General features: G+C 58.5%; 21 protein-coding genes. 20 read left to right on the top strand and 1 reads right to left on the bottom strand.

Annotated features, from left to right (window positions below):
• The first annotated feature begins 3 nt into the window (after positions 1 to 3).
• From rsmH to AB1E42_RS10315, 9 genes are all read left to right on the top strand, one after another.
• Entirely contained in the window at positions 4 to 993 is a 990-nt protein-coding gene (gene rsmH / locus AB1E42_RS10355) for a 16S rRNA (cytosine(1402)-N(4))-methyltransferase RsmH (RefSeq protein ID WP_368344166.1), read from the top strand.
• Positions 993 to 1,352: a cell division protein FtsL gene (locus tag AB1E42_RS10350; RefSeq protein ID WP_368344165.1), complete on the top strand. Its 360-nt coding sequence runs from the start codon at positions 993 to 995 to the stop codon at positions 1,350 to 1,352. The genes rsmH and AB1E42_RS10350 overlap by 1 nt, the downstream gene beginning before the upstream one ends.
• Entirely contained in the window at positions 1,349 to 3,130 is a 1,782-nt protein-coding gene (locus AB1E42_RS10345) for a peptidoglycan D,D-transpeptidase FtsI family protein (protein WP_368344164.1), read from the top strand. Before AB1E42_RS10350 ends, AB1E42_RS10345 begins: the two co-directional genes overlap by 4 nt.
• Positions 3,131 to 3,147: 17 nt before the next feature.
• Entirely contained in the window at positions 3,148 to 4,668 is a 1,521-nt protein-coding gene (locus AB1E42_RS10340; protein WP_368344163.1) for a UDP-N-acetylmuramoyl-L-alanyl-D-glutamate--2,6-diaminopimelate ligase, read from the top strand.
• On the top strand, positions 4,668 to 6,113 hold the full coding sequence (gene murF, locus AB1E42_RS10335; RefSeq protein WP_368344162.1) for a UDP-N-acetylmuramoyl-tripeptide--D-alanyl-D-alanine ligase: 1,446 nt from the start codon (positions 4,668 to 4,670) through the stop codon (positions 6,111 to 6,113). Before AB1E42_RS10340 ends, murF begins: the two co-directional genes overlap by 1 nt.
• A 3-nt stretch (positions 6,114 to 6,116) precedes the next feature.
• On the top strand, positions 6,117 to 7,199 hold the full coding sequence (mraY, locus tag AB1E42_RS10330) for a phospho-N-acetylmuramoyl-pentapeptide-transferase (protein ID WP_368344161.1): 1,083 nt from the start codon (positions 6,117 to 6,119) through the stop codon (positions 7,197 to 7,199).
• A complete protein-coding gene (locus tag AB1E42_RS10325) occupies positions 7,199 to 7,639 on the top strand; it encodes an ACT domain-containing protein (RefSeq protein WP_368344160.1) in 441 nt (146 codons plus the stop codon). The genes mraY and AB1E42_RS10325 overlap by 1 nt, the downstream gene beginning before the upstream one ends.
• A complete protein-coding gene (gene murD / locus AB1E42_RS10320; RefSeq protein ID WP_368344159.1) occupies positions 7,636 to 9,036 on the top strand; it encodes a UDP-N-acetylmuramoyl-L-alanine--D-glutamate ligase in 1,401 nt (466 codons plus the stop codon). Before AB1E42_RS10325 ends, murD begins: the two co-directional genes overlap by 4 nt.
• Positions 9,037 to 9,169: 133 nt before the next feature.
• On the top strand, positions 9,170 to 10,429 hold the full coding sequence (locus AB1E42_RS10315; RefSeq protein WP_368344158.1) for a PAS domain-containing protein: 1,260 nt from the start codon (positions 9,170 to 9,172) through the stop codon (positions 10,427 to 10,429).
• 170 nt (positions 10,430 to 10,599) lie between these two features.
• Here AB1E42_RS10315 and AB1E42_RS10310 read toward each other — a convergent pair whose 3' ends face one another.
• On the bottom strand, positions 10,600 to 11,793 hold the full coding sequence (locus AB1E42_RS10310; protein WP_368344157.1) for an NAD(P)/FAD-dependent oxidoreductase: 1,194 nt from the start codon (positions 11,791 to 11,793) through the stop codon (positions 10,600 to 10,602).
• A gap of 150 nt (positions 11,794 to 11,943) precedes the next feature.
• On the opposite strand from AB1E42_RS10310, the gene ftsW reads away from it, so the two are divergent.
• The 11 genes from ftsW (at position 11,944) to AB1E42_RS10255 (ending at position 23,779) form a co-directional block, all read left to right on the top strand.
• Positions 11,944 to 13,107, top strand: coding sequence for a putative lipid II flippase FtsW (ftsW, locus tag AB1E42_RS10305; RefSeq protein ID WP_368344156.1), 1,164 nt, complete (start codon positions 11,944 to 11,946; stop codon positions 13,105 to 13,107).
• A complete protein-coding gene (gene murG / locus AB1E42_RS10300; RefSeq protein WP_368344155.1) occupies positions 13,107 to 14,207 on the top strand; it encodes an undecaprenyldiphospho-muramoylpentapeptide beta-N-acetylglucosaminyltransferase in 1,101 nt (366 codons plus the stop codon). The genes ftsW and murG overlap by 1 nt, the downstream gene beginning before the upstream one ends.
• Positions 14,204 to 15,601, top strand: a complete 1,398-nt coding sequence (murC, locus tag AB1E42_RS10295) for a UDP-N-acetylmuramate--L-alanine ligase (protein ID WP_368344154.1) — start codon at positions 14,204 to 14,206, stop codon at positions 15,599 to 15,601. The genes murG and murC overlap by 4 nt, the downstream gene beginning before the upstream one ends.
• Before the next feature lie 30 nt (positions 15,602 to 15,631).
• On the top strand, positions 15,632 to 15,889 hold the full coding sequence (locus AB1E42_RS10290; RefSeq protein WP_368344153.1) for a DUF2484 family protein: 258 nt from the start codon (positions 15,632 to 15,634) through the stop codon (positions 15,887 to 15,889).
• A complete protein-coding gene (gene murB / locus AB1E42_RS10285) occupies positions 15,882 to 16,814 on the top strand; it encodes a UDP-N-acetylmuramate dehydrogenase (RefSeq protein WP_368344152.1) in 933 nt (310 codons plus the stop codon). Before AB1E42_RS10290 ends, murB begins: the two co-directional genes overlap by 8 nt.
• A gap of 92 nt (positions 16,815 to 16,906) precedes the next feature.
• Positions 16,907 to 17,821 carry a D-alanine--D-alanine ligase gene (locus AB1E42_RS10280; RefSeq protein ID WP_368344151.1) on the top strand — a complete coding sequence of 305 codons (915 nt, stop codon included), beginning with the start codon at positions 16,907 to 16,909 and terminating at the stop codon, positions 17,819 to 17,821.
• The gene (locus tag AB1E42_RS10275; RefSeq protein ID WP_368344150.1) at positions 17,809 to 18,696 is read left to right on the top strand and encodes a cell division protein FtsQ/DivIB; all 888 of its coding nucleotides are present in this window, start codon (positions 17,809 to 17,811) and stop codon (positions 18,694 to 18,696) included. The genes AB1E42_RS10280 and AB1E42_RS10275 overlap by 13 nt, the downstream gene beginning before the upstream one ends.
• Entirely contained in the window at positions 18,696 to 20,030 is a 1,335-nt protein-coding gene (ftsA, locus tag AB1E42_RS10270; RefSeq protein WP_368344149.1) for a cell division protein FtsA, read from the top strand. Before AB1E42_RS10275 ends, ftsA begins: the two co-directional genes overlap by 1 nt.
• A gap of 174 nt (positions 20,031 to 20,204) precedes the next feature.
• Positions 20,205 to 21,782 carry a cell division protein FtsZ gene (gene ftsZ, locus AB1E42_RS10265; protein ID WP_368344148.1) on the top strand — a complete coding sequence of 526 codons (1,578 nt, stop codon included), beginning with the start codon at positions 20,205 to 20,207 and terminating at the stop codon, positions 21,780 to 21,782.
• Positions 21,783 to 21,906: 124 nt separating this feature from the next.
• Complete coding sequence (gene lpxC, locus AB1E42_RS10260) at positions 21,907 to 22,839, top strand: UDP-3-O-acyl-N-acetylglucosamine deacetylase (protein WP_368344147.1); 933 nt, start codon at positions 21,907 to 21,909, stop codon at positions 22,837 to 22,839.
• Between the two features lie 88 nt (positions 22,840 to 22,927).
• Positions 22,928 to 23,779: an outer membrane protein assembly factor BamD gene (locus tag AB1E42_RS10255; RefSeq protein WP_368346410.1), complete on the top strand. Its 852-nt coding sequence runs from the start codon at positions 22,928 to 22,930 to the stop codon at positions 23,777 to 23,779.
• Positions 23,780 to 23,782 lie beyond the last annotated feature (3 nt).

Genomic DNA, 23,782 nt, shown 5'->3' with positions numbered 1-23,782 from the left:
CCAATGTCATCTGCTGCCGCAAACTCCCCTCACATTCCTGTCCTTCTGCGGCCGCTCCTAGAGGCGGTCGCGCCTGTCTCCGGCACTTGGCTTGATGGCACCTTCGGCGCCGGCGGCTATACCCGCGCCCTCCTTGCCGCAGGGGCGGAAAAGGTAATCGCGGTGGACCGTGACCCGCTCGCTTTCGAAATGGCCGCAGGCTGGGCTGCGGAATATGGCGACCGCCTCGAAATGGTCGAAGGCACTTTCTCCCGCCTTGATGAGTACGGCCATGATCTCGATGGCGTCGTTCTCGATATCGGCGTCTCCTCCATGCAGCTCGATCTTGCCGAGCGCGGTTTCTCCTTCATGAAGGACGGCCCCCTCGATATGCGGATGAGCCAGTCGGGCCGCTCCGCTGCTGATCTGGTTAATGAGCTGCCCGAGGGCGAGCTGGCTGATATTATCTATCTTTACGGCGAAGAGCGCGCCTCCCGTCGCATCGCCCGCGCCATCGTCGCGGCTCGCCCGATCACCCGCACCCTGCATCTGGCAGAGGTCGTCTCCTCCTGCCTGCCGCGCCCCAAGCCGGGCCAAAGCCACCCCGCGACCCGCACCTTTCAGGCGCTGCGCATCGCGGTGAACGATGAATACGGCGAATTGGCCGCAGGCATGATGGCGGCTGAGCGTGCTCTTCGCCCCGGTGGGCTGCTTGCGGTTGTGACCTTCCACTCCGTCGAGGACCGCATGGTCAAGCGCTTCATGCAGATCCGCGCAGGCCGCACCGCCAATGCCAACCGCTTCGCCCCGCAGCAGGAAAAAGACACACCGGCCTTCGAGATCGTAACCCGTAAAGCCGTCAGCGCCGATGATACCGAACTGGCCGCAAACCCCCGCGCCCGTTCGGCGCGGCTGCGGGTCGCGCGGCGCACCGATGCGCCTGCCGAAGAGGTCGACCGCACAGCGCTGGGCATGCCTCAGCAATCCATTCCGAAAAAGAAGGGAAGGTCGTAATGCGCGGAGTTCTCTATGTCTTGTCGGCTGTTATCGTGATTGTTCTGGGATTCTGGGCCTATCAGCAAAATTACCGTACCCAAGAAACAATCGGCGAGGTCCGCAAACTGCACAGCGAAATCGGCGAGGCCCACGCAAGGCTGCGCGTTCTGCGTGCCGAATGGGCCTATCTGAACCGCCCCGACCGGCTGCGCGATCTCGCCGACCTGAACTTCGAGCGCCTCGGCCTTCTGCCGCTTCGTCCGCAAAACTTCGGCACGATCGAACAGATCACCTATCCGCCTGCGGCGCTTGATCCGATTGTCCGCTCTATCGAACTGTCCAGCAGCAACGCACCTGACGGGGAGGAGCCGCTATGATCCGCACCCCCCTGCGCCCCCTTGCCCGGATTATCAGGGCGCGATCTACCGGCCAAAACCCTGATGAGATCGAGGCCGAAAACAAGCGCCAGCGCCATGCGGAAATGGCAGACCGCGCCCGCCGCCGCGCCGAGGGCCGCCTGCTGGTGCTTGGGGCATGCTTCCTGCTCGCGTTCTCTGCCATTGGTGTCCGCATGGGCACCATTTCGGCCTCCGTGCCGGAAGAGCCGCGCACCGCGGATGTCGGCAACCCGATCATCAGCCAGCGCGCCGATATTCTCGACCGCGATGGCCGCATCCTCGCGACCAATCTCGAAATCCATTCGCTCTACGCCCAGCCGCCGCAGATGGTCGATCCGCGCGCTGCCGCCAACGGGCTTGCCGCAATCTTCCCCGAAATGGACGCCGATAAGCTCTATGCCGACTTTACCGGCGGGCGGAAGTTCCTCTGGCTACGGCGTCAGATCAGCCCCGAGCAGATGCAGGCGGTGTTTGACATCGGTGATCCGGGTTTGCTCTTTGGCCCACGCGAAATGCGCCTCTATCCCAACGGTCGGCTCGCTGCACATATTCTGGGTGGCGCAGGCTATGGCCGCGAAGGCGTCGATTCCGCCGAGGTAATCGGCGTCGCCGGTGTCGAGCGTGCTTTCGATGCATATCTTCGCGATCCCGCCAACGAAGGTGCGCCGCTGGAACTGTCGGTTGATCTGACCGTTCAGGCCGCCGTCGAGCAGGTGCTGGAAGGCGGGATGTCACTACTGAACGCCCGGGCCGCCAGCGCTGTGTTGATGGATGTGCATACGGGCGAGGTGATCTCGATGGCCTCGCTCCCGGATTTTGACCCCAACAACCGGCCACGACCGGCCCTTGAGGGCGATCCCGCTGACAGCCCGATCTTCAACCGCGCGGTTCAGGGCGTTTACGAGCTTGGATCGGTGTTCAAGATCTTCACCGTCGCTCAGGCGATTGAACTGGGCCTTTTTTCGCCTGAAACAATAGTCGACACGACCACGCCCATGCGCTGGGGTCCCCACCGGATCAGCGACTACCGCAACTACGGGCCAGAGCTTTCGGTCACGGATGTCGTAGTCAAATCGTCCAATACCGGCACCGCGCGGATAGCGCTGCAAATCGGCGCCGAGCGCCAGCGCGCCTTCCTCGCAGAGCTGGGGCTGTTGGAGCCAACCTCGGTCGAACTGGCCGAAGCTCCCACCGGCCGCCCCTTGGTGCAAAGCAATTGGTCCGATATCGTGACGATGACAACTTCTTACGGTCACGGGTTGTCCTCCTCGCCGCTGCATCTCGCGGCCGCCTACGCGACGATTGTGAATGGCGGCACGCTGGTCGAGCCCACGATCATGCGCCGCACCGCGCCGCAAACAGGCCCGCGCGTGATCAGCGCAGAAACCTCCGCCATTGCCCGCGATATTTTGCGTCAGGTCGTCGTGCGCGGCACCGCCACCTTCGCCGAGGTCGAGGGCTACGCCGTCGGTGGCAAAACCGGCACCGCCGATAAGCCCAAGCCCACGGGCGGCTATTATGAAGATCGCAACCTCAATACATTTGCCGCGGTGTTTCCCGCCGAAGCACCGCGCTACGTTCTGATCACCACGCTCGATTCTCCGGTCGATACCGTTGGCGACGAGCCGCGCCGCACCGCAGGCTGGACAGCCGTTCCTGTCGCTGGTGAAATCATCCGCCGCATCGCGCCGTTACTGGGGCTGCGGCCACAGATTGCGCAGCCCATGCTGACAGGTGTATCACTCAGCGCAAACTGAATCTCGGGGGCAGGCACATGAACGGCAGCGCAGCAGGGCACACACGAACGGCGATGCTGTCTGATCTCGGCCTCAAAGCCCAAGGCGGGCTGGATGTCGAGATCACCGGCCTCACCATCGACAGCCGTACCGTCAAGCCCGGAAGCCTCTTCGCCGCGCTCCCCGGTACGCAGGTCCACGGCGCTGAGTTCATCCAATATGCCCTGCGCATGGAGGCAGCCGCCATCCTCACCGATGCCGAAGGCGCCCGCCTCGCGGCCGATGTGCTAAAGGCAAGTCCCGCTGCGCTCGTGGTCGTCGAAGATGTGCGTCAGGTGCTCGCCCACTGCGCCGCGCTTTGGTTCGGCCCGCATCCCGCGCATCTCGTGGCTGTCACCGGCACCAATGGCAAAACCTCCGTCGCCACCTTCTGCCGCCAGATCTGGGTCGAGATGGGCGAAGCCGCGGTCAATCTCGGGACCACCGGCGTCGAAGGCGCATGGACCCACCCCCTGCGCCATACCACCCCCGATCCAATCACCCTGCACAGCGTGATGGCCGAAGCCCGCGCCAACGGTATCACCCATCTTGCGATGGAAGCCTCCAGCCACGGGCTCGATCAGCGGCGGCTTGACGGTGTGATGCTCTCGGCTGCCGGGTTCTCGAATTTCACGCAGGATCACCTCGATTATCACAAAACCTTCGAGGCTTATTTTGCGGCTAAGGCAGCGCTTTTTACCCGCCTTCTGCCGGATGAGGGCGTGGCCGTGATCAATATTGATGACCCAAAAGGCCGCGATTTGATGCAAACCGTCACCGCCAACGGGCAAGAGGTCATCGGGGTTGGCCGCGCGCCCGATGCCCGCCTCCGCCTGACCGCGCAGCGGTTCGATGCCACGGGGCAGGACATCCGGTTCGAGTGGCAAGGCGCCCCGCATATGGCGCGGCTCAAGCTGATCGGCGGCTTTCAGGCCGAAAATGCCCTCCTCGCCGCAGGTCTGGTCATCGCCGCTGGTGGCGATCCGGCAGAGGTGTTCGATACCTTGCCCTACCTGCAAACCGTGCGTGGCCGGATGCAGCTCGCCGCAACCCGCGAAAACGGCGCGGCGGTGTTCGTCGATTACGCCCATACACCCGATGCCGTTTCCACCGCGCTTCAGGCGATGCGCCCGCATGTCATGGGCCGCTTGATCGCCATCGTCGGCGCGGGCGGCGACCGCGATACCAGCAAGCGCCCGCTCATGGGCCGCGCCGCAGCAGAGCACGCCGATCTGGTGATCGTCACCGATGACAACCCCCGCAGCGAAGACCCCGCCGCCATTCGCGCCGCCGTTATCGCTGGCGCTCTTGAGGCCGCAAGCGACCCGACCAAGATCACCGAAGCGGGCGACCGCGCCGAAGCGATCCTGCGCGCCGTTGATATGCTCGGGGCAGGTGACGCGCTCCTCATCGCGGGCAAAGGGCATGAAACCGGCCAGATCATCGGTGACGATGTACTGCCCTTTGATGACGTCGAACAGGCCAGCGTTGCCGTCGCGGCATTGGACGGGCGGCTCTGATGGCCCCGCTATGGACAGCCGCCGATGCCGCCGCCGCCACAGGCGGTGAGATCACCCAGCCATTCGCGGCAACCGGCGTCTCGATCGACACCCGCACCATCGCCAAGGGTGATCTCTTCGTCGCGCTGAAAGCCGCGCGCGATGGCCATGAATTCGTCGCCCAAGCCTTGCAAAAAGGGGCCGCCGCCGCCCTTGTGACCCACCGCCCCGATGACGTGCCAGCAGATGCGCCGCTGCTGATCGTGCCCGATGTCTTGGCCGCGCTGGAAGATCTCGGTCGCGCGGCCCGCGCCCGCACACAGGCAAAAGTCGTCGCCGTGACTGGCTCTGTCGGCAAAACCTCGACGAAAGAAATGCTCCGCGCCATCTGCGCAGGGCAGGGGCGCACCCACGCAGCGGAGGCCTCCTATAACAATCACTGGGGCGTGCCGCTGACGCTTGCCCGCATGCCTGCGGAGACAGAGTTCGCCATCCTTGAGATCGGCATGAACCACCCCGGCGAGATCGCGCCCCTTGCGCGTATGGCCCGCCCCCATGTTGCAATGGTCACGACAGTCGCCGCCGCGCATCTTGAGGCCTTCGGCGCGCTCGAAGGAATCGCCATAGAGAAGGGCTCCATCTGCGAGGGGCTGGAGCCAAATGGCACCGCCGTCCTGCATGGTGATCTCGAAACATCGCCGCTGCTGTTTTCCGCCGCTCAGGCTGCACAAGCCCGTATCCTGTCTTTCGGCACCAAGGCCGAGAACCACTACCACCTTGATGATGCCCGCATTCGTGATGGCCAAACCATCGCGCGTGCTTCCTCGCCTGAAGGACCGCTTCTTTTCAAAGTGGCCAGCGAGGGGCGCCATTTCGCCCTTAATGCGCTGGCCTGTCTTGCCGTCGGGCAGGCACTGGGCCTCGATACGGCGCAGGCAATCATGGATTTGGGATCGTGGCAGCCGCCCGCCGGCCGTGGGGTCCGCGAACGGATCGTGACCGATCCCGCCCGTTCGGGCGAATGGTTCGAGCTGATCGACGACGCTTTCAACGCCAACCCGACATCTCTGGCCGCCGCGCTCGAGGTATTGGCCGCCAGCGTTCCGCGTGATGGCGTCGGGCGCACGATGAAGGGGCGGCGCATCGCCGTGCTGGGCGATATGCTTGAACTTGGCGCAGACGAGAGAGCGTTGCACAAGGCCGTTGCCGATGACCCATCTCTCCGCGCAGTTTCCGTCGTGCACTGCACGGGGCCGCGTATGCGGGCGTTATGGGATGTTCTGCCGGACGAGCAAAAAGGCTTCTGGGCAGAAACTGCCGATGCGCTTTCCGCGCAGGTGTTGCGGAGACTCGATGCCGGTGATGTGGTATTGGTCAAAGGCTCCAAAGGGTCGCGGGTGAGCCTTATCGTTGACGCCATCCGTAAATTGGGGCAACGCAGCCCCCAAAGCGACAGCGAAGGATAATAAATGCTCTACTGGCTGACGGCGCTCTCCGATGGCGGGGATTTTTTCAACCTCTTTCGCTACATCACGTTCCGCGCTGGTGGCGCGTTCTTCACAGCGCTGCTCTTCGGGTTCATTTTTGGCCCGCCGCTGATCAACGTGCTGCGGCGTCGGCAGGGCAAGGGGCAACCGATCCGTGATGATGGCCCCGAAGGCCATTTGTCAAAGGCGGGAACGCCGACGATGGGCGGATTGCTGATCGTTGGCGCGCTGGTAACGTCGACATTGCTCTGGGGCCGTCTCGATAATCACTTCGTTTGGATGGTGCTTTTCGTAACCCTTTCCTACGCCGCCATTGGCTTTGCCGATGATTACGCGAAGGTCAGCAAACAAAGCTCTGCCGGTGTGTCGGGCAAGGTTCGGCTGCTGATCGGCGTGGTGATCGCGGGCATTGCAGCCTATTGGGCCGCGAGCCAGCATCCTGCCGACCTGACCAACCAACTCGCCCTGCCGGTGTTCAAAGACACGCTGATCAACCTTGGTGTTTTGTTCGTACCATTCTCCATTATCGTTATCGTTGGCGCGGCCAATGCGGTGAACCTCACCGATGGCCTTGACGGGCTGGCAATCATGCCAGTGATGATCGCCGCGGGCACCTTTGGTGTGATTGCCTATGCCGTGGGTCGCGTCGACTTCACCGAATATCTCGATGTGCACTATGTCCCCGATACCGGCGAGTTGCTGATCTTCTGCGCCGCGTTGATCGGCGGCGGCTTGGGGTTCTTGTGGTATAATGCCCCGCCTGCGGCAGTGTTCATGGGCGATACTGGCTCGCTCGCCCTTGGTGGCGCGCTGGGCGCAATCGCGGTGGCCTCCAAGCACGAGATCGTTCTTGCCATCGTCGGCGGCCTCTTCGTGGTCGAGGCGCTCTCGGTGATCGTTCAGGTGTTCTATTTCAAGCGCACCGGCAAGCGTGTGTTTCTGATGGCTCCGATCCACCATCATTACGAGAAGAAAGGCTGGGCAGAACCGCAGATCGTGATCCGGTTCTGGATCATCTCGCTGATCCTCGCGATGATCGGATTGGCCACGCTCAAGGTTCGGTAATGGCCCCAATCCCCGTTCAGGAGACACAGGCCATGATCGCGGGAATGTCACCGCATCTGGACCCTGAGGCTTATGTTTTTTGCACGGTGGCAGAAGCTGCATCGGGCGCGCGGCTGCATGACCGCGCCCTTGCCACGTTCAACGAAGCCGAGGGCCAGACCCTGATACTGCCGATTGCCGTTGCCTCAGAGGCCGGATTTGCCACTGACCTTCCCATGCGCCGGATTACCCTTGCGGTCCATTCCGCGCTTGATGGCGTCGGCCTCACCGCCGCCGTTGCCACCGCCTTGGCAGCGGCATGCATCCCGTGCAACATGGTTGCGGCGTATCATCACGATCATGCCTTCGTGCCCGCATCACAGGCGGAAAAGGCCCTCACCCTGCTACGATCCCGCGCGCGCATCGCTGCCGCGGAGATGACGAAAGGAACTGCCCCGTGATCGCTGTCAAAGGCTTCGAAAACCAGACCGTCGCCGTTCTGGGGTTGGGCCGCTCCGGGCGCGCGACCATCGCCGCGCTCGTTGCGGGTGGCGCAAATGTTCTGGCATGGGACGATAGCCAACCGGCCCGCGCCCAAGCCGAGGCGGAGGGCATCACCTTGCGCGACTTCTCCCGCGACGGTGCGCTGGATGGCGTTGCCGCGCTGATCGTTTCCCCCGGCATCCCGCATCTCTATCCCGCGCCCAATCCGGCGATTGCGCAGGCGCTTCTCGCAGGGATTCCCGTCGATAACGACATCGGCCTGTTCTTCCGCTCCTTCGGCAGCGCTGACTTCGCCGCATTCGACAGCCCGCCCAAGGTCATCGCCGTGACCGGCTCCAATGGCAAATCCACGACCTCGGCGCTGTTGCACCACATCCTCCTCGAATGCGGCCGCCCCAGCCAGCTCGCGGGCAATATCGGCACCGGCGTGCTTTCCATCACCCCGCCGCAAGATGGCGAGGTGATTGTGCTCGAACTTTCCAGCTATCAAACCGAACTCGCCCGCGCGCTCACCCCTGATATCGCCGTCTTTACCAATCTCACCCCCGATCATCTGGAGCGCCACGGCGGGCAGGGCGGCTACTTCGCCGCCAAACGGCGGCTCTTTGCCGAAGGTGGCCCCGACCGCGCGATCATCGGCGTTGATGAGGTCGAGGGCCAATTCCTCGCCAACCAACTCTCCGAAGGGCTGCACGATGACCGCCTGATCTCCATCTCCGCCAATCGCAAACTGGCCGGCGAAGGCTGGAGCGTTTTTGCCCGTAAAGGCTTCCTGTCCGAGTATCGGAAAGGCCGTCAGATGGCTTCGGTCGATTTACGCGCCGTTTCGGGCCTTCCGGGGACGCACAACCACCAAAACGCATGTGCCGCCTATGCCGCCGCCCGTTCGCTCGGCATCGGTCCACGGCAAATCGAGGCCGCCCTGCACAGCTACCCGGGCCTTCCCCATCGCAGCCAACTGGTGGCTGAAGAAAACGGCATCCGCTTCATCAACGATTCCAAAGCCACCAACGTCGATAGTGCCGCCAAAGCGCTGCAAGCCTTCGATCGCATCCGCTGGATCTGCGGCGGGCTGCAAAAGGAAGGCGGGCTGGACGCCTTGCATCCGCATCTTGGGCGCGTCGTAAAAGCTTACGTTATCGGGCGCGAAGCGACAGATTTTGCCCGCCAATTGCCCGGAATTGATGCCGAGATTTGCACCACGATGGCCGTCGCCGTCGCCCGCGCAGCAGCCGAGGCGCAAAGCGGCGAGGTCGTCCTGCTCGCCCCCGCCTGCGCCAGCTTCGACCAATACGATAATTTCGAGGAGCGCGGCGCGGATTTCGTGGCCGCAGTGACGGGCAACCTGTCGTAAAGCGGGGCTTCGCGCCCACCCAAACGGGCTTTCCCATCCACTGGCATGAAATATTCCTTCCCGAGGACGTTAAACCATGCGAGCGGGTATTCGATCCGCTTTCTTGAACTCTACTGACCTCGAAGGAAGCATCATGAACGACCTTGGGCCGATCTCCGCAGTCGAAGCAGTGCCCGTTGCCGCTTCAAACATCCGCGCCGAAAAAAAGACGATCAACGAGCCGGCCCCCTTTCAGGTCGATGAACTGTTCTTCTCCAGAACCGACCAACGCGGTGTCATCTTCACTGCGAATGAAGTATTCCAGCGCATTTCGGGTTATCCGTGGGAGAAGGTTCTCAAAGCGCCGCATCGGATCATCCGGCACCCAGATATGCCGCGCGGGCTGTTCTCCCTCATGTGGGATTACATCAAGGCGGGCAAGCCGATTGGTGCCTATGTTAAGAACTGCGCCGCTGACGGGCGCTACTATTGGGTTTTTGCCGTCGTCACGCCCGCCGAAGGGGGCTACCTCTCGGTCCAGTTCAAGCCAACCAGCCCGCTTCTTGCCAAGGTCGAAAAGGAATATGCCGCCCTCCGCGAACGGGAGCGGACTGAAGAGCTCGAACCCGAAGACAGCGCCAACATTCTGATCGACCAGCTTTCGACCCACGGCTTCCGCGACTACGATCACTTCATGTCCGAAGCCCTCGCGATCGAGGTTCGTGCCCGCGATGAGGCAATGAACGTCGAAGCCACCGCCGATACCCGCCGCTTCAAAGAGCTGAGCGATATTGGCTCTACGCTGCTCGAAGAGGCCCAAAAAATCGAACGTCCCTACAAGGCGAATCAGTTTGTCGCCCTGAACATGCAAGTTCGCGCCGCACGTCTCGGCGCGGCGGGGCGCTCGGTTGGCGTGATCTCTAACAACTACAACCAACAGTCCTCCGTGATGAAGGAAGAGATGCTCGCCTTCGCACAGGGTGCGCGCAAGCTTGCGTCCAGCGTGGCACGGGGCAGCTTCCTGTCGATGACCGCACGCCTGCAGAGCGAGCTAATCAAACAATTCGCGGAAGAGACAGACCTGCCGCTCGATATCAATCGTGACCTCGAGGTTGCGTTCCTGTCGGCGCAACAGGCTGGCTATCAGGAAGAGGCGATCAAGCAGGTCGCTGCCATCGCCGAAGACACGGCAGATTTCTTCAAGCGCACCGAGCAGATGAAGCGTCTTGCCTCCGGGCTTGAGGTTGTTCGCGTCATGGGCGTGATCGAATGCTCCCGCATTGGTGCCGATGGCAAGAGCCTGATCGACGTGCTCGATGATCTCGCGAACTTCCAGCGCGAGGTAACGGAAATCCTCGGTCGGATCGACAATACCAACCGCGCGCTTGGCCGCCTGTTGAAGACGAAAAAGTAACTCGAGCCGCGACGGCAAGTGAAACGAAAAAGAGGCCCGCGCTCTATGGCGCGGGTCTTTATTTTGCGCGGCTGTCAAAATTTGGGTTTCGTTTACCTTGATGAACGTATCAGCCGATTTGGTTAATATGCTGCAGGTGCGATATGCATAGGTTGTGCATCAGTTGTGCATCACTTGTGCATCGGCTTTTCAGCACCCGCGATGGCCGTTCCCGCCGCATAGGCCGATGACCATGCCCATTGGAAGTTATAGCCGCCAAGCCAGCCGGTCACATCAACGGCTTCCCCAATAAAATAAAGGTTTTCAACGGTTTTCGACATCATCGTTTTTGATGATAACCCGTCGGTATCAATGCCGCCTAGCGTCACCTCCGCCGTGCGGAATCCCTCGGTCCCGGTCGGCTTGACACGCCAGTTCTGCAACGCGTCTACCAAGGCAAAAATCTTCGTATCGCTTTGATCTGCAACGTTTTCTTTGAGCGGAAGCGCGTCGCTAAGATGTTCGACGAGTCGGCTGGGGAGGTGATTTGCGAGAACTTTTCCGATCGACTTCCTCCCCGCGACCTGACGCTGCGCTTGCAGCATTTTGACAATATCCACATTCGGGAGGAGGTTGAGGGATAAATTTTCCCCTTCTTTCCAATAACTTGAGACTTGCAGCACCGCCGGCCCCGAAAGCCCGCGATGGGTGAAAAGCAGCGCTTCTTCAAAGTCAGGACCGTGCATTGCTACCGCGCGAACAGGTGTCGCCACTCCGGACAACTCTCTGAATTTATTGTCAGAAAACGTAAATGGAACCAATCCCGCACGCGGCTCGATAACGTCCATTCCAAACTGTTCCGCCACCTCATAGGCAAACCCCGTCGCCCCCATCTTCGGGATCGACTTTCCCCCCGTCGCAATCACCAGATGGTCGCATGTAATGGTCATCTCGCGACCCTGCTTTTGCACCCTGACGCTAAAGCCCTGATCTCTCTTTTCTATATTGATTACAGTGGTTTGCAGCCAAAGTTCGGCATCAGCCATTTCGCTCAGAAGCATCTGGATGATGTCTTTCGCGCTGTTGTCGCAGAACAATTGTCCAAGCGTTTTTTCGTGCCAACCGATCCCGTATCGCTCAACAAGATCAAGAAAATCCCACTGGGTGTATCTACTCAAGGCAGATTTGCAGAAATGTCTGTTTTGCGAGATAAAATTATCGTACGAGGTATGTATATTGGTGAAATTACAGCGACCACCGCCGGAAATTCGAATTTTTTCCCCCGCAGCTTTCGCGTGATCAATGACAAGCGTATCCGCACCGCTCATCCCTGCACAAAATAGGCCCGCCGCCCCAGCTCCAATGATCAAGGTTCTTTTATGCATATCATGCTCGTGCCTTGTTTTTCTGATCGGTGCAAGAAAACTCGGATCACAGTGCCTGCTTGTTTTTACTGGAATTTTCGGCGCGCAGCCGGTACCGTATGACCCAGACCCGGAAAACGGGCGATGATGAGGCGATAAAGCAGGTTAGCCATGACTGAGATGGTATACGGTGCCGGTGCGGCCCGTGTCAGTGAGCCCGTCCTTCCGCGATGGTGGCGGACGATAGATAAATGGACATTATGCTGCATTTTCATGCTTGTAGGCATTGGCTTGCTGTTGGGTTTCGCAGCTTCCCCGCCGCTTGCAACGCGCAACGGTCTTGAGCCATTTCACTACGTTTTGCGGCAAGGTTTTTTCGCCGGCATCGCGATGGTTGTAATGATTATCACCTCAATGATGTCGCCAACCATAGTGCGTCGCTTGGCCGTCCTCGGTTTCGTTGCGTCATTTGCTGCACTCGCAATGCTGCCCGCTTTCGGGACGGATTTTGGCAAGGGTGCTATCCGTTGGTATTCACTTGGCTTTGCGTCGGTCCAGCCTTCCGAATTCCTTAAGCCTCTATTCGTCGTAACAGCCGCTTGGTTCATGGCTGCCAGTTTCGAAATCGGCGGCCCACCTGGGCGCCTCTATTCCTTCCTGATGGCTATTATCATCGTTGTTTTATTGGCTTTTCAGCCTGATTTTGGTCAGGCGGCTTTGGTCCTCTTCTCATGGTCCGTGATGTATTTTGTGGCAGGGGCGCCGATGTTATTGTTGATCGGGCTTGGGGGCGTTGTGGTGCTCGCTGGCGGATTTGCCTATCAAAACTCGGAACACTTCGCCCGTCGCATTGATGGCTTTCTCAACCCCGAAATCGACCCGACGACGCAACTTGGCTATGCAACAAATGCCATCCGTGAAGGCGGTTTTTTCGGCGTCGGGTTGGGGGAGGGGCAGGTTAAGTGGTCCTTGCCGGATGCGCATACTGATTTCATCATCGCCGTGGCGGCAGAGGAGTACGGGCTAGTCTGCGTTCTGGCCATTATCGCTCTGTATACGATTGTTGTGGTAAGATCGATTTTGCGGCTGATGCGTGAAAGAGATCCCTTCGTGCGTTTGGCTGGTACGGGCCTCGCTTGCGGGTTCGGTGTTCAAGCAATGATCAACATGGGCGTTGCGGTGCGCCTCCTGCCTGCCAAAGGGATGACCTTGCCGTTCGTATCATATGGCGGCTCTTCGCTGATTGCTGGCGGTATTGCGATTGGCATGTTGTTGGCTTTCACGCGGGTACGTCCGCAGGGCGAGATCGCCGATGCATTCGGCAGACGCCACTGATGTCCGGTAGGCTACTTGTCATCGCCGCTGGTGGTACGGGCGGCCATATGTTCCCCGCTCAGGCACTGGCCGAAGCGATGCTCGCAAAAGGGTGGCGCGTCAGGCTAACCACCGACAAGCGCGGCGCGCGCTATACGAGCGGCTTTCCGGCTGCTGTTGAGGTCGTGACGCTGCGCAGCGGCACCTTGGCAAGAGGCGGCCTTGTTGCAAAGGTTTTGGTGCCGCTGCAGCTTATTGGAGGTATTCTGGCGGCATTGCTGGGTTTTCTGAGAGAGCGCCCCGACGTTGTCGTGGGCTTCGGCGGATACCCCGCAATTCCTGCGATGGGGGCCGCCTTTTTGGCACGGGTGCCGCGCATGCTGCACGAACAGAACGGTGTCCTGGGCCGCGTGAACCAACTCTTCGCGCGCCATGTGCATGCCGTCGCCTGTGGAACAGCCGATACCAAATTGCCAAAGGGTGTCATTTCCGAGCATACAGGTAATCCCGTTCGTGAGGCGATCCTGACACGCGCAGCAGCGCCCTATGAAACGGGGAATGACTGCCCAATCACCATCCTTGTGGTCGGCGGTAGTCAGGGAGCGCGCATTCTTTCTGATGTTGTGCCGGAAGCCATTTCCAACCTATCCCGCGAACTGCGCGAACGAGTGCATGTCGTTCAACAAGCGCGGCCGGAGGATGTCGCGCGGGTGTCCGAGCACTATGTGGGAACAGGTATCCAAGCGGAGGTGCAAACCTTCTACGCGGATATTCCGGATCGTCTCGCGCAAGCGCAAGTCGTCGTCTGCCGTTCCGGTGCGTCTACTGTTGCTGATGTCGCGATCGTCGGTCGGCCGGCCATTTTTGTGCCGCTCGCAGCCGCGATCCGTGATGAGCAAACTGCCAATGCGCGGGCGTTGGTCGAGGCTGGTGCAGCAAAATTGATCCCTGAGGAAAAGCTTGATCCCGCGACATTGACCGCGCAATTAGCAGAAATCCTCTCGAATCCGGAGCAAGCGAGCAATATGGCAAAGGCTGCGCTCCAGTGTGGGGTGCCGGATGCAACCGAAAGGCTCGTTTCGATGGTGGAGCGGGTCGCAGGAACGAAAGACAGCAAATGAACGCCGCAACGAAGCTCCCTTTAGACGTCGGCCCAATCCATTTCGTGGGTATCGGCGGCATTGGGATGTCGGGGATAGCCGAGGTTCTCATCAACCACGGATATGTTGTGCAGGGATCTGATTTGAAACGGTCGAAGATCACGGATCGTCTCGCGGAAATGGGTGCGACGATTTTCGAGGGCCAGTCGGTTGATAATCTGGAGCATGCCGAAGTTGTCGTCGTGTCATCCGCAATCAAGGCGGGCAATGTAGAGCTTGATGAGGCGCGTCGTCGTGGCTTGCCTGTCGTGCGTCGCGCCGAAATGCTCGCAGAGCTGATGCGCCTCAAGTCAAACGTCGCAGTCGCCGGCACACACGGAAAAACCACAACCACTACGATGGTATCCGCCCTGCTGGATCATGGTGAGTTCGATCCCACTGTGGTTAATGGCGGGATCATTCACGCCTATGGATCGAACGCCCGGGTTGGTGATGGCGAGTGGATGGTTGTGGAAGCGGATGAAAGTGACGGCACTTTCAATCGCTTGCCCGCAACGATCGCAATTGTGACGAATATCGACCCCGAGCACATGGAGCATTGGGGAACGATTGAAAATCTGCGGCAGGGTTTTTACGATTTCGTCTCAAATATACCGTTTTACGGATTGGCTGTTTGCTGCACCGATCACCCCGAGGTGCAAAATCTCGTAGGCCGTATTTCAGACCGCCGCGTCGTCACCTTTGGCTTTAACGCGCAATCTGACGTGCGTGCGGTTAATCTGACCTATCGCAAGGGCGTCGCGCATTTCGATGTCGCTCTCCAAGCCGAAGGTCAGGTCATTGAAGGTTGCACCCTGCCGATGCCGGGAGATCATAACGTTTCCAATGCGCTCGCTGCGGTCGCTGTCGCGCGGCATTTGGGGATGACAAAGGCCCAAATTCGCGCAGCTTTGGCAAAATTTGGTGGGGTGAACCGGCGTTTTACAAAGGTAGGCGAAGTCAACGGAATCACTGTTATTGATGATTATGGTCATCACCCTGTTGAAATCGCTGCGGTCCTCAAAGCGGCACGTCAGGCAAGCGAAGGGCGTGTTATTGCTGTCCACCAACCACACAGATACAGCCGCCTTTCTTCCCTGTTCGAGGATTTCTGCGCTTGTTTCAATGAGGCCGATGTCGTCGGAATTGCCGAGGTGTTCGCGGCGGGTGAGGAACTTATTCCCGGTGCGACGCGTGATGATCTGGTGCGCGGCCTGATTGGTCACGGCCATCGGAATGCACAGGCACTAGAGACTGAGGCCGATCTTGTTAAGCTTGTTAAAGACTCTGCGAGGAGTGGCGATATCGTGGTATGTTTGGGTGCAGGTACGATTTCCGCTTGGGCGCACAATCTTCCCGCCCGCTTGGCAGAGTAAGGCATCGATCTGCGGCGTAGAGGGCATCTGATGACGTTATCCTTGGTCTTTGCATTCCTCTGGTTGATTGTAGCCAATCTGCTCGGGATGTTGCCAAGTAAGGACAATCATTGGAGACGAGCCTACTTCCTCATTGGGTTCGGCATTCCTTTGCTCGGGGTTGTCGTTTACGAAAACGGTATTGTCATTGGTTTGGTTTTCTTGGTGGCAGGAGCGTCGATATTGCGCTGGCCGGTTATCTATCTTTGGCGTTGGGGCAAACGGGCATTTGGGGTCAAATATGAATGAACACATTGATATGCCACCCGTCCGCGGAAAGCTCTCCCAAGGGCGTTCGCTTGCCGATTTGACATGGTTGCGCGTTGGCGGACCGGCTGATTGGTTTTTTCAACCTTTGGATGAGGCAGACCTTTCGGATTTTCTCCGTCAACTGCCATCTGAAATCCCAGTATTCCCGATGGGTATCGGCTCCAACCTTATCGTCAGAGATGGCGGAATTCGCGGTGTGGTTATTAGGCTCGGGCGTGGTTTCAACGGGATCGAGTTCCACGGCGATCTCGTTCGGTTGGGAGCCGCCTCACTGGATGCGCACGCGGCGAAGAAAGCAGCTGCTGCGGGGTTTGACCTCACATTCTTACGAACCATCCCAGGATCGATCGGCGGCGCCGTTCGGATGAATGCAGGCTGCTACGGCTCCTATGTCGCTGATGTGCTGGATAATATTCGCGTCGTTCACAGGGATGGCGGGATCGAAACATTGGCATGCGCGGATTTGGGGCTTGACTATCGCTCCTCGGAGTTGCCTGCCGACAGCGTCATCGTTTCTGCTGATTTCAAGCCGGAGCGGGGTGATCCCGATGCGTTGAACGCGCGGATGGACGATCAGCTCCGCAGGCGCGACGAGAGCCAGCCGACAAAGGACAGAACAGCTGGTTCAACCTTTCGCAATCCGGCAGGATATTCGAGCACTGGCCGCGCTGATGACACGCATGAGTTGAAGGCGTGGAAAGTGATCGAGGATGCAGGCATGCGCGGCGCCAGACTCGGCGGCGCATGGATGAACGAGAAGCACCCCAACTTCCTGACTAATGCCGAAAACGCTACCGCCGCAGATCTGGAAGCTTTGGGCGAGTTGGTGCGAAAAAAGGTTTACGATTCAAGCGGTATAACGCTAGAATGGGAAATCAAACGCATCGGTGAAAAGAGCGTTTGAAAAATTAAAAGAGCAGTTATCGGCCAAAAGAGCCGAGCCCGAATAGGGTGACAATCAAATTGACCGGTTTTTCCGGCGGTAGAGGCAAAGGCATGTCGTCGAAGGCAAGCCGTATTGTTGCGGTTTTGATGGGTGGTCCATCCGCCGAGCGAGAGGTTTCTCTCAGCTCAGGGCGCGAATGTGCGCGTGCACTGCGCAGCGCAGGCTACACTGTCGTCGAAATTGATGCCGGTGAGAACCTCGTCGCGGATTTACAGAAAGCCCAGCCAGACGTCGTTTTCAATGCTCTACACGGGCGGTGGGGCGAAGATGGCTGCGTGCAGGGCATTCTTGAATGGCTCCGCATTCCATATACCCATTCTGGCGTGTTGGCATCGGCGCTCGCGATGGACAAACAACGCACAAAGGATGTCTATCGTGCTGTCGGTTTGCCCGTTGCCGATAGCCGGATTGTCTCCAAGACAGCAGCGCAAGCGGCGCATGTGCTTGAACCTCCTTATGTGATCAAACCGAATAATGAGGGGTCGAGCGTTGGGGTCTATCTGGTCGAGGCAGGTGCGAATAGGCCGCCGGCGCTCTCGAGCGATATGCCGGAACATGTCCTTGTCGAAACTTTTGTCCCCGGGCGTGAATTGACGACGGCTGTCATTGGCGATCGCGCTTTGACCGTGACGGACATCTTCACCGATGGCTGGTACGATTACGATGCCAAGTATCAAGTCGGCGGGTCGCGCCATGTGGTGCCTGCGGAAGTACCGAAAGAGATTTTTCAGTCTTGCTTGGATTACGCAATAAGGGCGCATGATGCGTTGGGGTGTCGCGGCGCCAGTCGGACGGACTTCCGATGGGACGAAACCATGGGCATCGACGGATTGGTGCTTTTGGAAACCAATACCCAACCGGGGATGACGCCAACGTCTTTGGTCCCGGAACAAGCTGCACATATTGGAATGTCATTCGAGGCGCTGTGCGATTGGTTGGTGGAGGACGCATCATGTTCGCGCTAGGCGGAAGGTCACAACGGAATGTCGATCCGGCGCCTTCACTTTGGGCGTATCGCGTACAGCGGCTTCTGCTCACACGCGGCGTGCGAAAATTGATCCGTATCGGTGCACCTTTGCTGCTGATCACTCTGCCCATCCTCGTGTTCTTGTCGGATGCTTCGCGCCGCGAAGCCCTAGACCAGCAGATCGCCGCGATGTGGTATACCATCGAGCAGCGACCCGAATTCGCTGTGCGTGCGATGCATATCACGGGCGTTAGCGAAGAGCTGGATGGCCAGCTAAGAGAGATAATGGGCTTGGAATTTCCGGTTTCGTCTTTCCAGCTTGATCTGAACGAGCTGAGAGATCGGCTCGAGACTCTTGGGCCGGTAAAGAACGCCGAGCTGCGTATCGGCGGTCAGGGGTTGCTTGAAGTCTCGATAACGCAAAGGCTCCCTGTTGCTGTCTGGCGCGGGGCGGATGGCTTGCGACTGATCGACGAGACCGGTGCAATTATAATGGTTCTACCGCAGCGCGAGGATCGCGCAGATCTGCCGCTGATCGCAGGTAAGGACGCCCGCGCGCATGCGCAGGAGGCTCTTCTGCTGTTAGACGCCGCAAGGCCGATCAGAAATCAGGTTTATGGCCTCCTTCGGGTTGGAGAGCGGCGGTGGGACATCCTGCTTGATAGGGGCCGGCGCATTATGTTGCCGGTGGAGAGTCCGATTTCAACGTTGGAAGCGATTATCGTGATGAGCGAGACGAGAGATTTGCTCGAACGAGATATTGCGGCGATTGACCTCAGAATTCCGCAAAGGCCCACTATTAGGTTGAGCGAGACGGCTGTTGCGGAATTTCGGCGGATTACGGCAACGAGTTTTGAAACGGGGCAACAATAATGAAAAACTTATATGAATCGCAAAGATCTATGCGCGCCCTGCGAAAGGCGGCAATGCAACGTGGTGTTGTCGCTATCCTTGATATCGGAACATCGAAGGTTGCCTGTCTTGTCCTGAGGTTCGATGGGGCGGATCGCGTCGACGACGTTGACGGGCTCCGCTCTTTGGCCGGCCAAAGTGCCTTCAGGGTGATCGGCGCAGCAACGACAAAGTCGCGGGGCATCCGTTTTGGCGAAATCGAGGCCATGCAGGAGGCTGAGCGCGCTATCAGAACCGCCGTCCAAGCAGCGCAAAAGATGGCGGACGTGAGGGTCGATCATGTCATTGCTTGTTTTTCAGGGGCGCGACCGCGTTCTTACGGTTTGGACGGGCAAATCGCACTCGAAACATCCGTTGTCTCCGATAACGAGATCGGACGGGTCCTTGCCGCATGTGATGTGCCCGACATCGGTTCCGGCCGAGAAGTGCTGCACGCGCAGCCGGTGAATTTCACCTTGGATCATCGGACCGGGCTCTCCGATCCGCGTGGGCAGTATGGGAACACGCTCAGCACGGATATGCATCTGCTTACAGTGGATGGTACCATGTTGCAGAACCTCATGTATTGCTTGAAACGCTGCGACCTCGAATTGGCTGGCGTCGCCTCGTCGGCCTATGTTTCGGGCATTTCGGCGCTCGTTGAAGACGAGCAGGAGTTGGGTGCGGCCTGTCTGGATATGGGCGGTGGTACGACCAGCCTGTCGATCTTTCTCAAGAAACATATGATTTTTGCTGATTGCGTCCGCATGGGCGGTGATCATGTGACCTCGGACATTTCGATGGGGCTTCAGGTTCCGCTTTCGACCGCTGAGAGGATCAAAACGATCTACGGTGGTGTTGTGGCCACGGGGATGGACGATCGGGAAATGATCGATATTGGAGGTGACTCTGGTGACTGGGAGCATGACCGGCGGACCGTAAGCCGTGCCGAACTGATCGGGATCATGCGGCCCCGAGTCGAAGAAATACTGGAAGAGGCACGCTCGCTTCTAGACGCCGCAGGATTTGACAGCCTTCCAAGCCAGAAGATCGTGCTGACTGGCGGCGCGAGCCAAATTCCCGGGTTGGACGGTTTGGCCAGCCGCATTCTTGGGCAACAAGTGCGTTTCGGTCGCCCAATGCGGGTCTATGGCCTGCCCCAAGCTGCGACTGGTCCTGCATTTGCGTCTACAGTGGGGTTGTCGCTCTATGCGGCAAACCCGCAGGATGAATGGTGGGATTTCGAAATCCCGGCCGAGGGTTATCCAGCGCGTTCCCTGCGACGTGCGGTCAAATGGTTTAGAGACAACTGGTAGTACGCAATATTTTGCCTAACTGCCTAGATTGGCGCGGAACTAACGATGAACACCCTATATTTTGTAGGTAATTTTCGTTTTTTCCGTGACGTCCGGAGCATGAATCGCTAGGATTAACAAAACGAGTTTTGCAGTAGCCCCGTTTGAATGGGGTAAATAAACAGGCGGATTGACATGACTTTGAACCTCTCAATGCCCGGGCACGATGAGTTGAAGCCTCGTATCACGGTTTTTGGCGTCGGTGGTGCTGGCGGCAACGCCGTAAACAATATGATCGAGAAAGCACTCGAAGGCGTGGAGTTTGTTGTCGCAAATACCGACGCGCAAGCGTTGCAGCAATCGCGTGCTCCGGCAAAAATCCAGATGGGTGTCAAAGTCACTGAAGGACTCGGCGCAGGAGCGCGCGCTTCGGTCGGCGCCTCTGCCGCTGAGGAATCGATTGAGCAAATCGTCGATCAACTGGCTGGCGCGCATATGTGCTTTATTACTGCGGGTATGGGCGGCGGAACGGGTACTGGCGCGGCGCCGATCATCGCGCAAGCTGCGCGCGAATTGGGGGTTCTCACAGTCGGCGTGGTGACAAAGCCATTCCAGTTCGAAGGTGGCAAGCGGATGCGTCAGGCCGAGGACGGTGTTGAAGCGCTCCAGAAAGTTGTCGATACGCTCATTATCATCCCAAACCAGAACTTGTTCAGACTCGCGAATGAGAAAACAACCTTCACTGAAGCATTCGCGCTGGCAGATGATGTTCTTTATCAAGGTGTAAAGGGTGTCACCGATCTTATGGTGCGTCCGGGCTTGATCAACTTGGACTTCGCCGACGTTCGTGCCGTGATGGACGAAATGGGCAAGGCGATGATGGGAACCGGAGAGGCTGAAGGCGAAAATCGTGCCGTTGACGCCGCCGAGAAAGCAATTGCGAACCCGCTCTTGGATGAAATCAGCCTTGAGGGTGCAAAAGGCGTCCTGATCAATATTACAGGTGGTTACGACCTGACGTTGTTCGAGTTGGACGAAGCTGCAAACAAGATCCGCGAGAAAGTTGACCCTGACGCGAACATCATTGTTGGCTCAACTTTGGACCCCAATATGGAAGGTTTGATGCGGGTTTCTGTGGTTGCCACTGGCATCGATGCAGCTGCGCGCCAGACCGAGCCTTTGCCACGCCGGACCATTCAGCAGGAGCCAGCTCAGCAGCCGCTTAGGATAAGTGATGCTCCTGCGCCGGCCGCTGCCGTTGCTCAAGCTACTGTCGTAGAGACAGCAGAGCCGTCGCTTTTTGATGAGGACGAGCATTCGCAGATCGCAGCCGAACAGGCTGAAGACATTTTCGAGAACATTGATGAGTCGATGCCCGCTCAAAGTGCGATGCCGCAACCTGCTTACCAGCCCCGTAGCCATGAAGTGCCGTTCGAAAGTGCCGCAGCGGATCAGTTCGTCGCGCCGAGGTCGCAGGCACCCGGTCAACCGACAGAAGAAGCGCTGCAAAGGCTCCATACGGCGGTCAATCATCAGCCGACCGTGACAAGCCAAGCCCAGCAGCCTGAGCCTAACCGCCCGCAGCAAGCGGAGCGTAGAGCCGGATTCGGTATCAATTCGTTGATCAACCGAATGGCCGGAGGATCCGCTGAAAATGCAGGGGAACGTATGCAGCCAGCAGTCCGCGCCAGCCAGCCGGAACCGGCTGCTCAAGCCGATCCTGAACAGGAAAAGATTGAAATACCCGCTTTCCTGCGCCGCCAGGCGAATTGAGCCAGCTAAAATCCTTTTGAAATAGGGGCGGCAGCTTTGCCGCCCTTTCTTTTTTCAGATGTTTCATACCGTCGCAAAGCGTGAATTGTGGCGGTTTTCCACTAGGGTTAAAGCTTCTAGCACTATGGCGAACACGCATCAGAAAACTCTGGCGAAGCCTGTCGTGATCGAAGGCGTAGGATTGCATTCCGGCGCTCCGGTCAGAGTGCAGATTTGCCCCGCAAAAGGTGATAGTGGGATCACATTCCGCCGCACCGACGTCGATGCTCGTCTTTCAGTCATTCCGGCGACTTGGTCGAACGTTGTTCAAGAACCTTTGAATACACGTTTGCAGAACGAAGACGGCGTTTCGGTTGGGACTGTCGAACACCTGATGGCAGCCCTTGCTGGGCTTGGTATCGTGAACGCTGAAATTTTGGTTTCTGGCCCTGAAGTGCCAATTCTGGATGGAAGTGCGGCGGAGTTCGTCAGGGCCTTCTTGCGTGCAGGTGTCGCGGACACTGACGCTCCGGTTAGGGCGATTGAAATCCTCGACAGCGTGCGCGTCGAACGCGATGGCGCCCGTGCAGAATTGACGCCATCGGATCGGCTGTCCATTTCATTTGAAATCGACTTTGAGGCTCCAAGTATTGGGCGCCAAAAGGCTAGCCTGTCGATGGAGAACGGCCAGTTTCTTCGCCAACTAGCGGATTGCCGGACATTTTGCATGAAATCGGACGTTGATAAAATGCATGCCGCCGGTCTGGCTTTGGGAGGCAGCTTCGAAAACGCGATTGTTTTCGACGGTGACCGTGTCCTGTCTCCCGGCGGGTTAAGAAGGGTGGACGAGCCAGTCAGACATAAGATGCTTGATGCATTGGGCGATTTGGCAATGGCCGGGGCGCCGATTATTGGCGCTTATCACGGTGTTCGTGCGGGGCACGCCCTTACCAATGCGTTGCTGAGAAAGTTATTTGCAACACCGGATGCGTGGCGCTTCATCGAGTGTGAAAAGCGTGTTGCAGACAATCTTCCAGGGGCATCGGTTAGCTTGGCGGATCTGCGCGCGGTCGCATGAGGCGCGATGGTGGCAAAAGCCATTTTGCCGGAAAAATTTCTATGCTAGACCCCAATATGAAATGAGCAGCTTCCATTTGGCGGGGTACATAATGCAGCAAGGCAATGATCGCAAAATCAGAGCGTTTATCCTCGTTGTTGCGACGGTTCCGTTTCTGGTAGCTTGCTCGGGTGGGTCTGGTTCGAAGGTTGGGGATCTTGAACAGTCCTCGGCTCGCGAGATCTTTGAACAGGGTGAGTTGGAATTAGCGCGCGGTGATGCCAATGATGCGGCGGGCTATTTTGAAGAAATTGAAAGATTATTCCCTTACTCGGAATACGCGAAGCGTGGCTTGATAATGCAAGCCTACGCCTATCATCAGGATCGCGAGTATGATCGTAGCCGCGCGGCTGCCCAACGGTTTTTGAGCATTTACCCTGCGGACGGCGATGCTGCCTATGCGCAATACCTTTTGGCACTAAGCTATTACGATCAGATTGATGATGTCGGACGGGATCAAGGGGTCACGCGCGACGCATTAAAAGCATTCCGCGATCTTTTGGAGAGATATCCGGATAGCGAATATGCGCGTTCTGCCGAATTGAAGTACGATCTGGCGTTCGATCATCTCGCCGCCAAAGAGATGGAAGTCGGCCGTTACTACCTGAAAAGAGGGCATTATGCCTCGGCGGCATCGCGGTTCCGTACGGTTGTAGAGGTTTTCCAAACCACATCGCACACCCCCGAAGCCCTACATCGCTTGGTCGAATCCTACCTTGCACTAGGCGCCGTTAGCGATGCACAGGCTGCAGGTGCGATCTTGGGCTATAATTACCGCTCATCAGAATGGTACGAGGAGAGTTATAGATTGCTCGCTGCGCAAAACCTCGAAGCAGAGGCGCGCGGAGATGGTTGGCTGACAACCATCTATCGTCAAACCGTTCGCGGTGAGTGGTTGTGATCC

Origin of the sequence: Pelagovum sp. HNIBRBA483 (assembly GCF_040931995.1) — a bacterium.
Taxonomy (GTDB): domain Bacteria; phylum Pseudomonadota; class Alphaproteobacteria; order Rhodobacterales; family Rhodobacteraceae; genus JAEPMR01.
The sequence above is the reverse complement of the archived record's forward strand: the minus strand, read 5'-3'. Positions and strand labels throughout refer to the sequence as shown.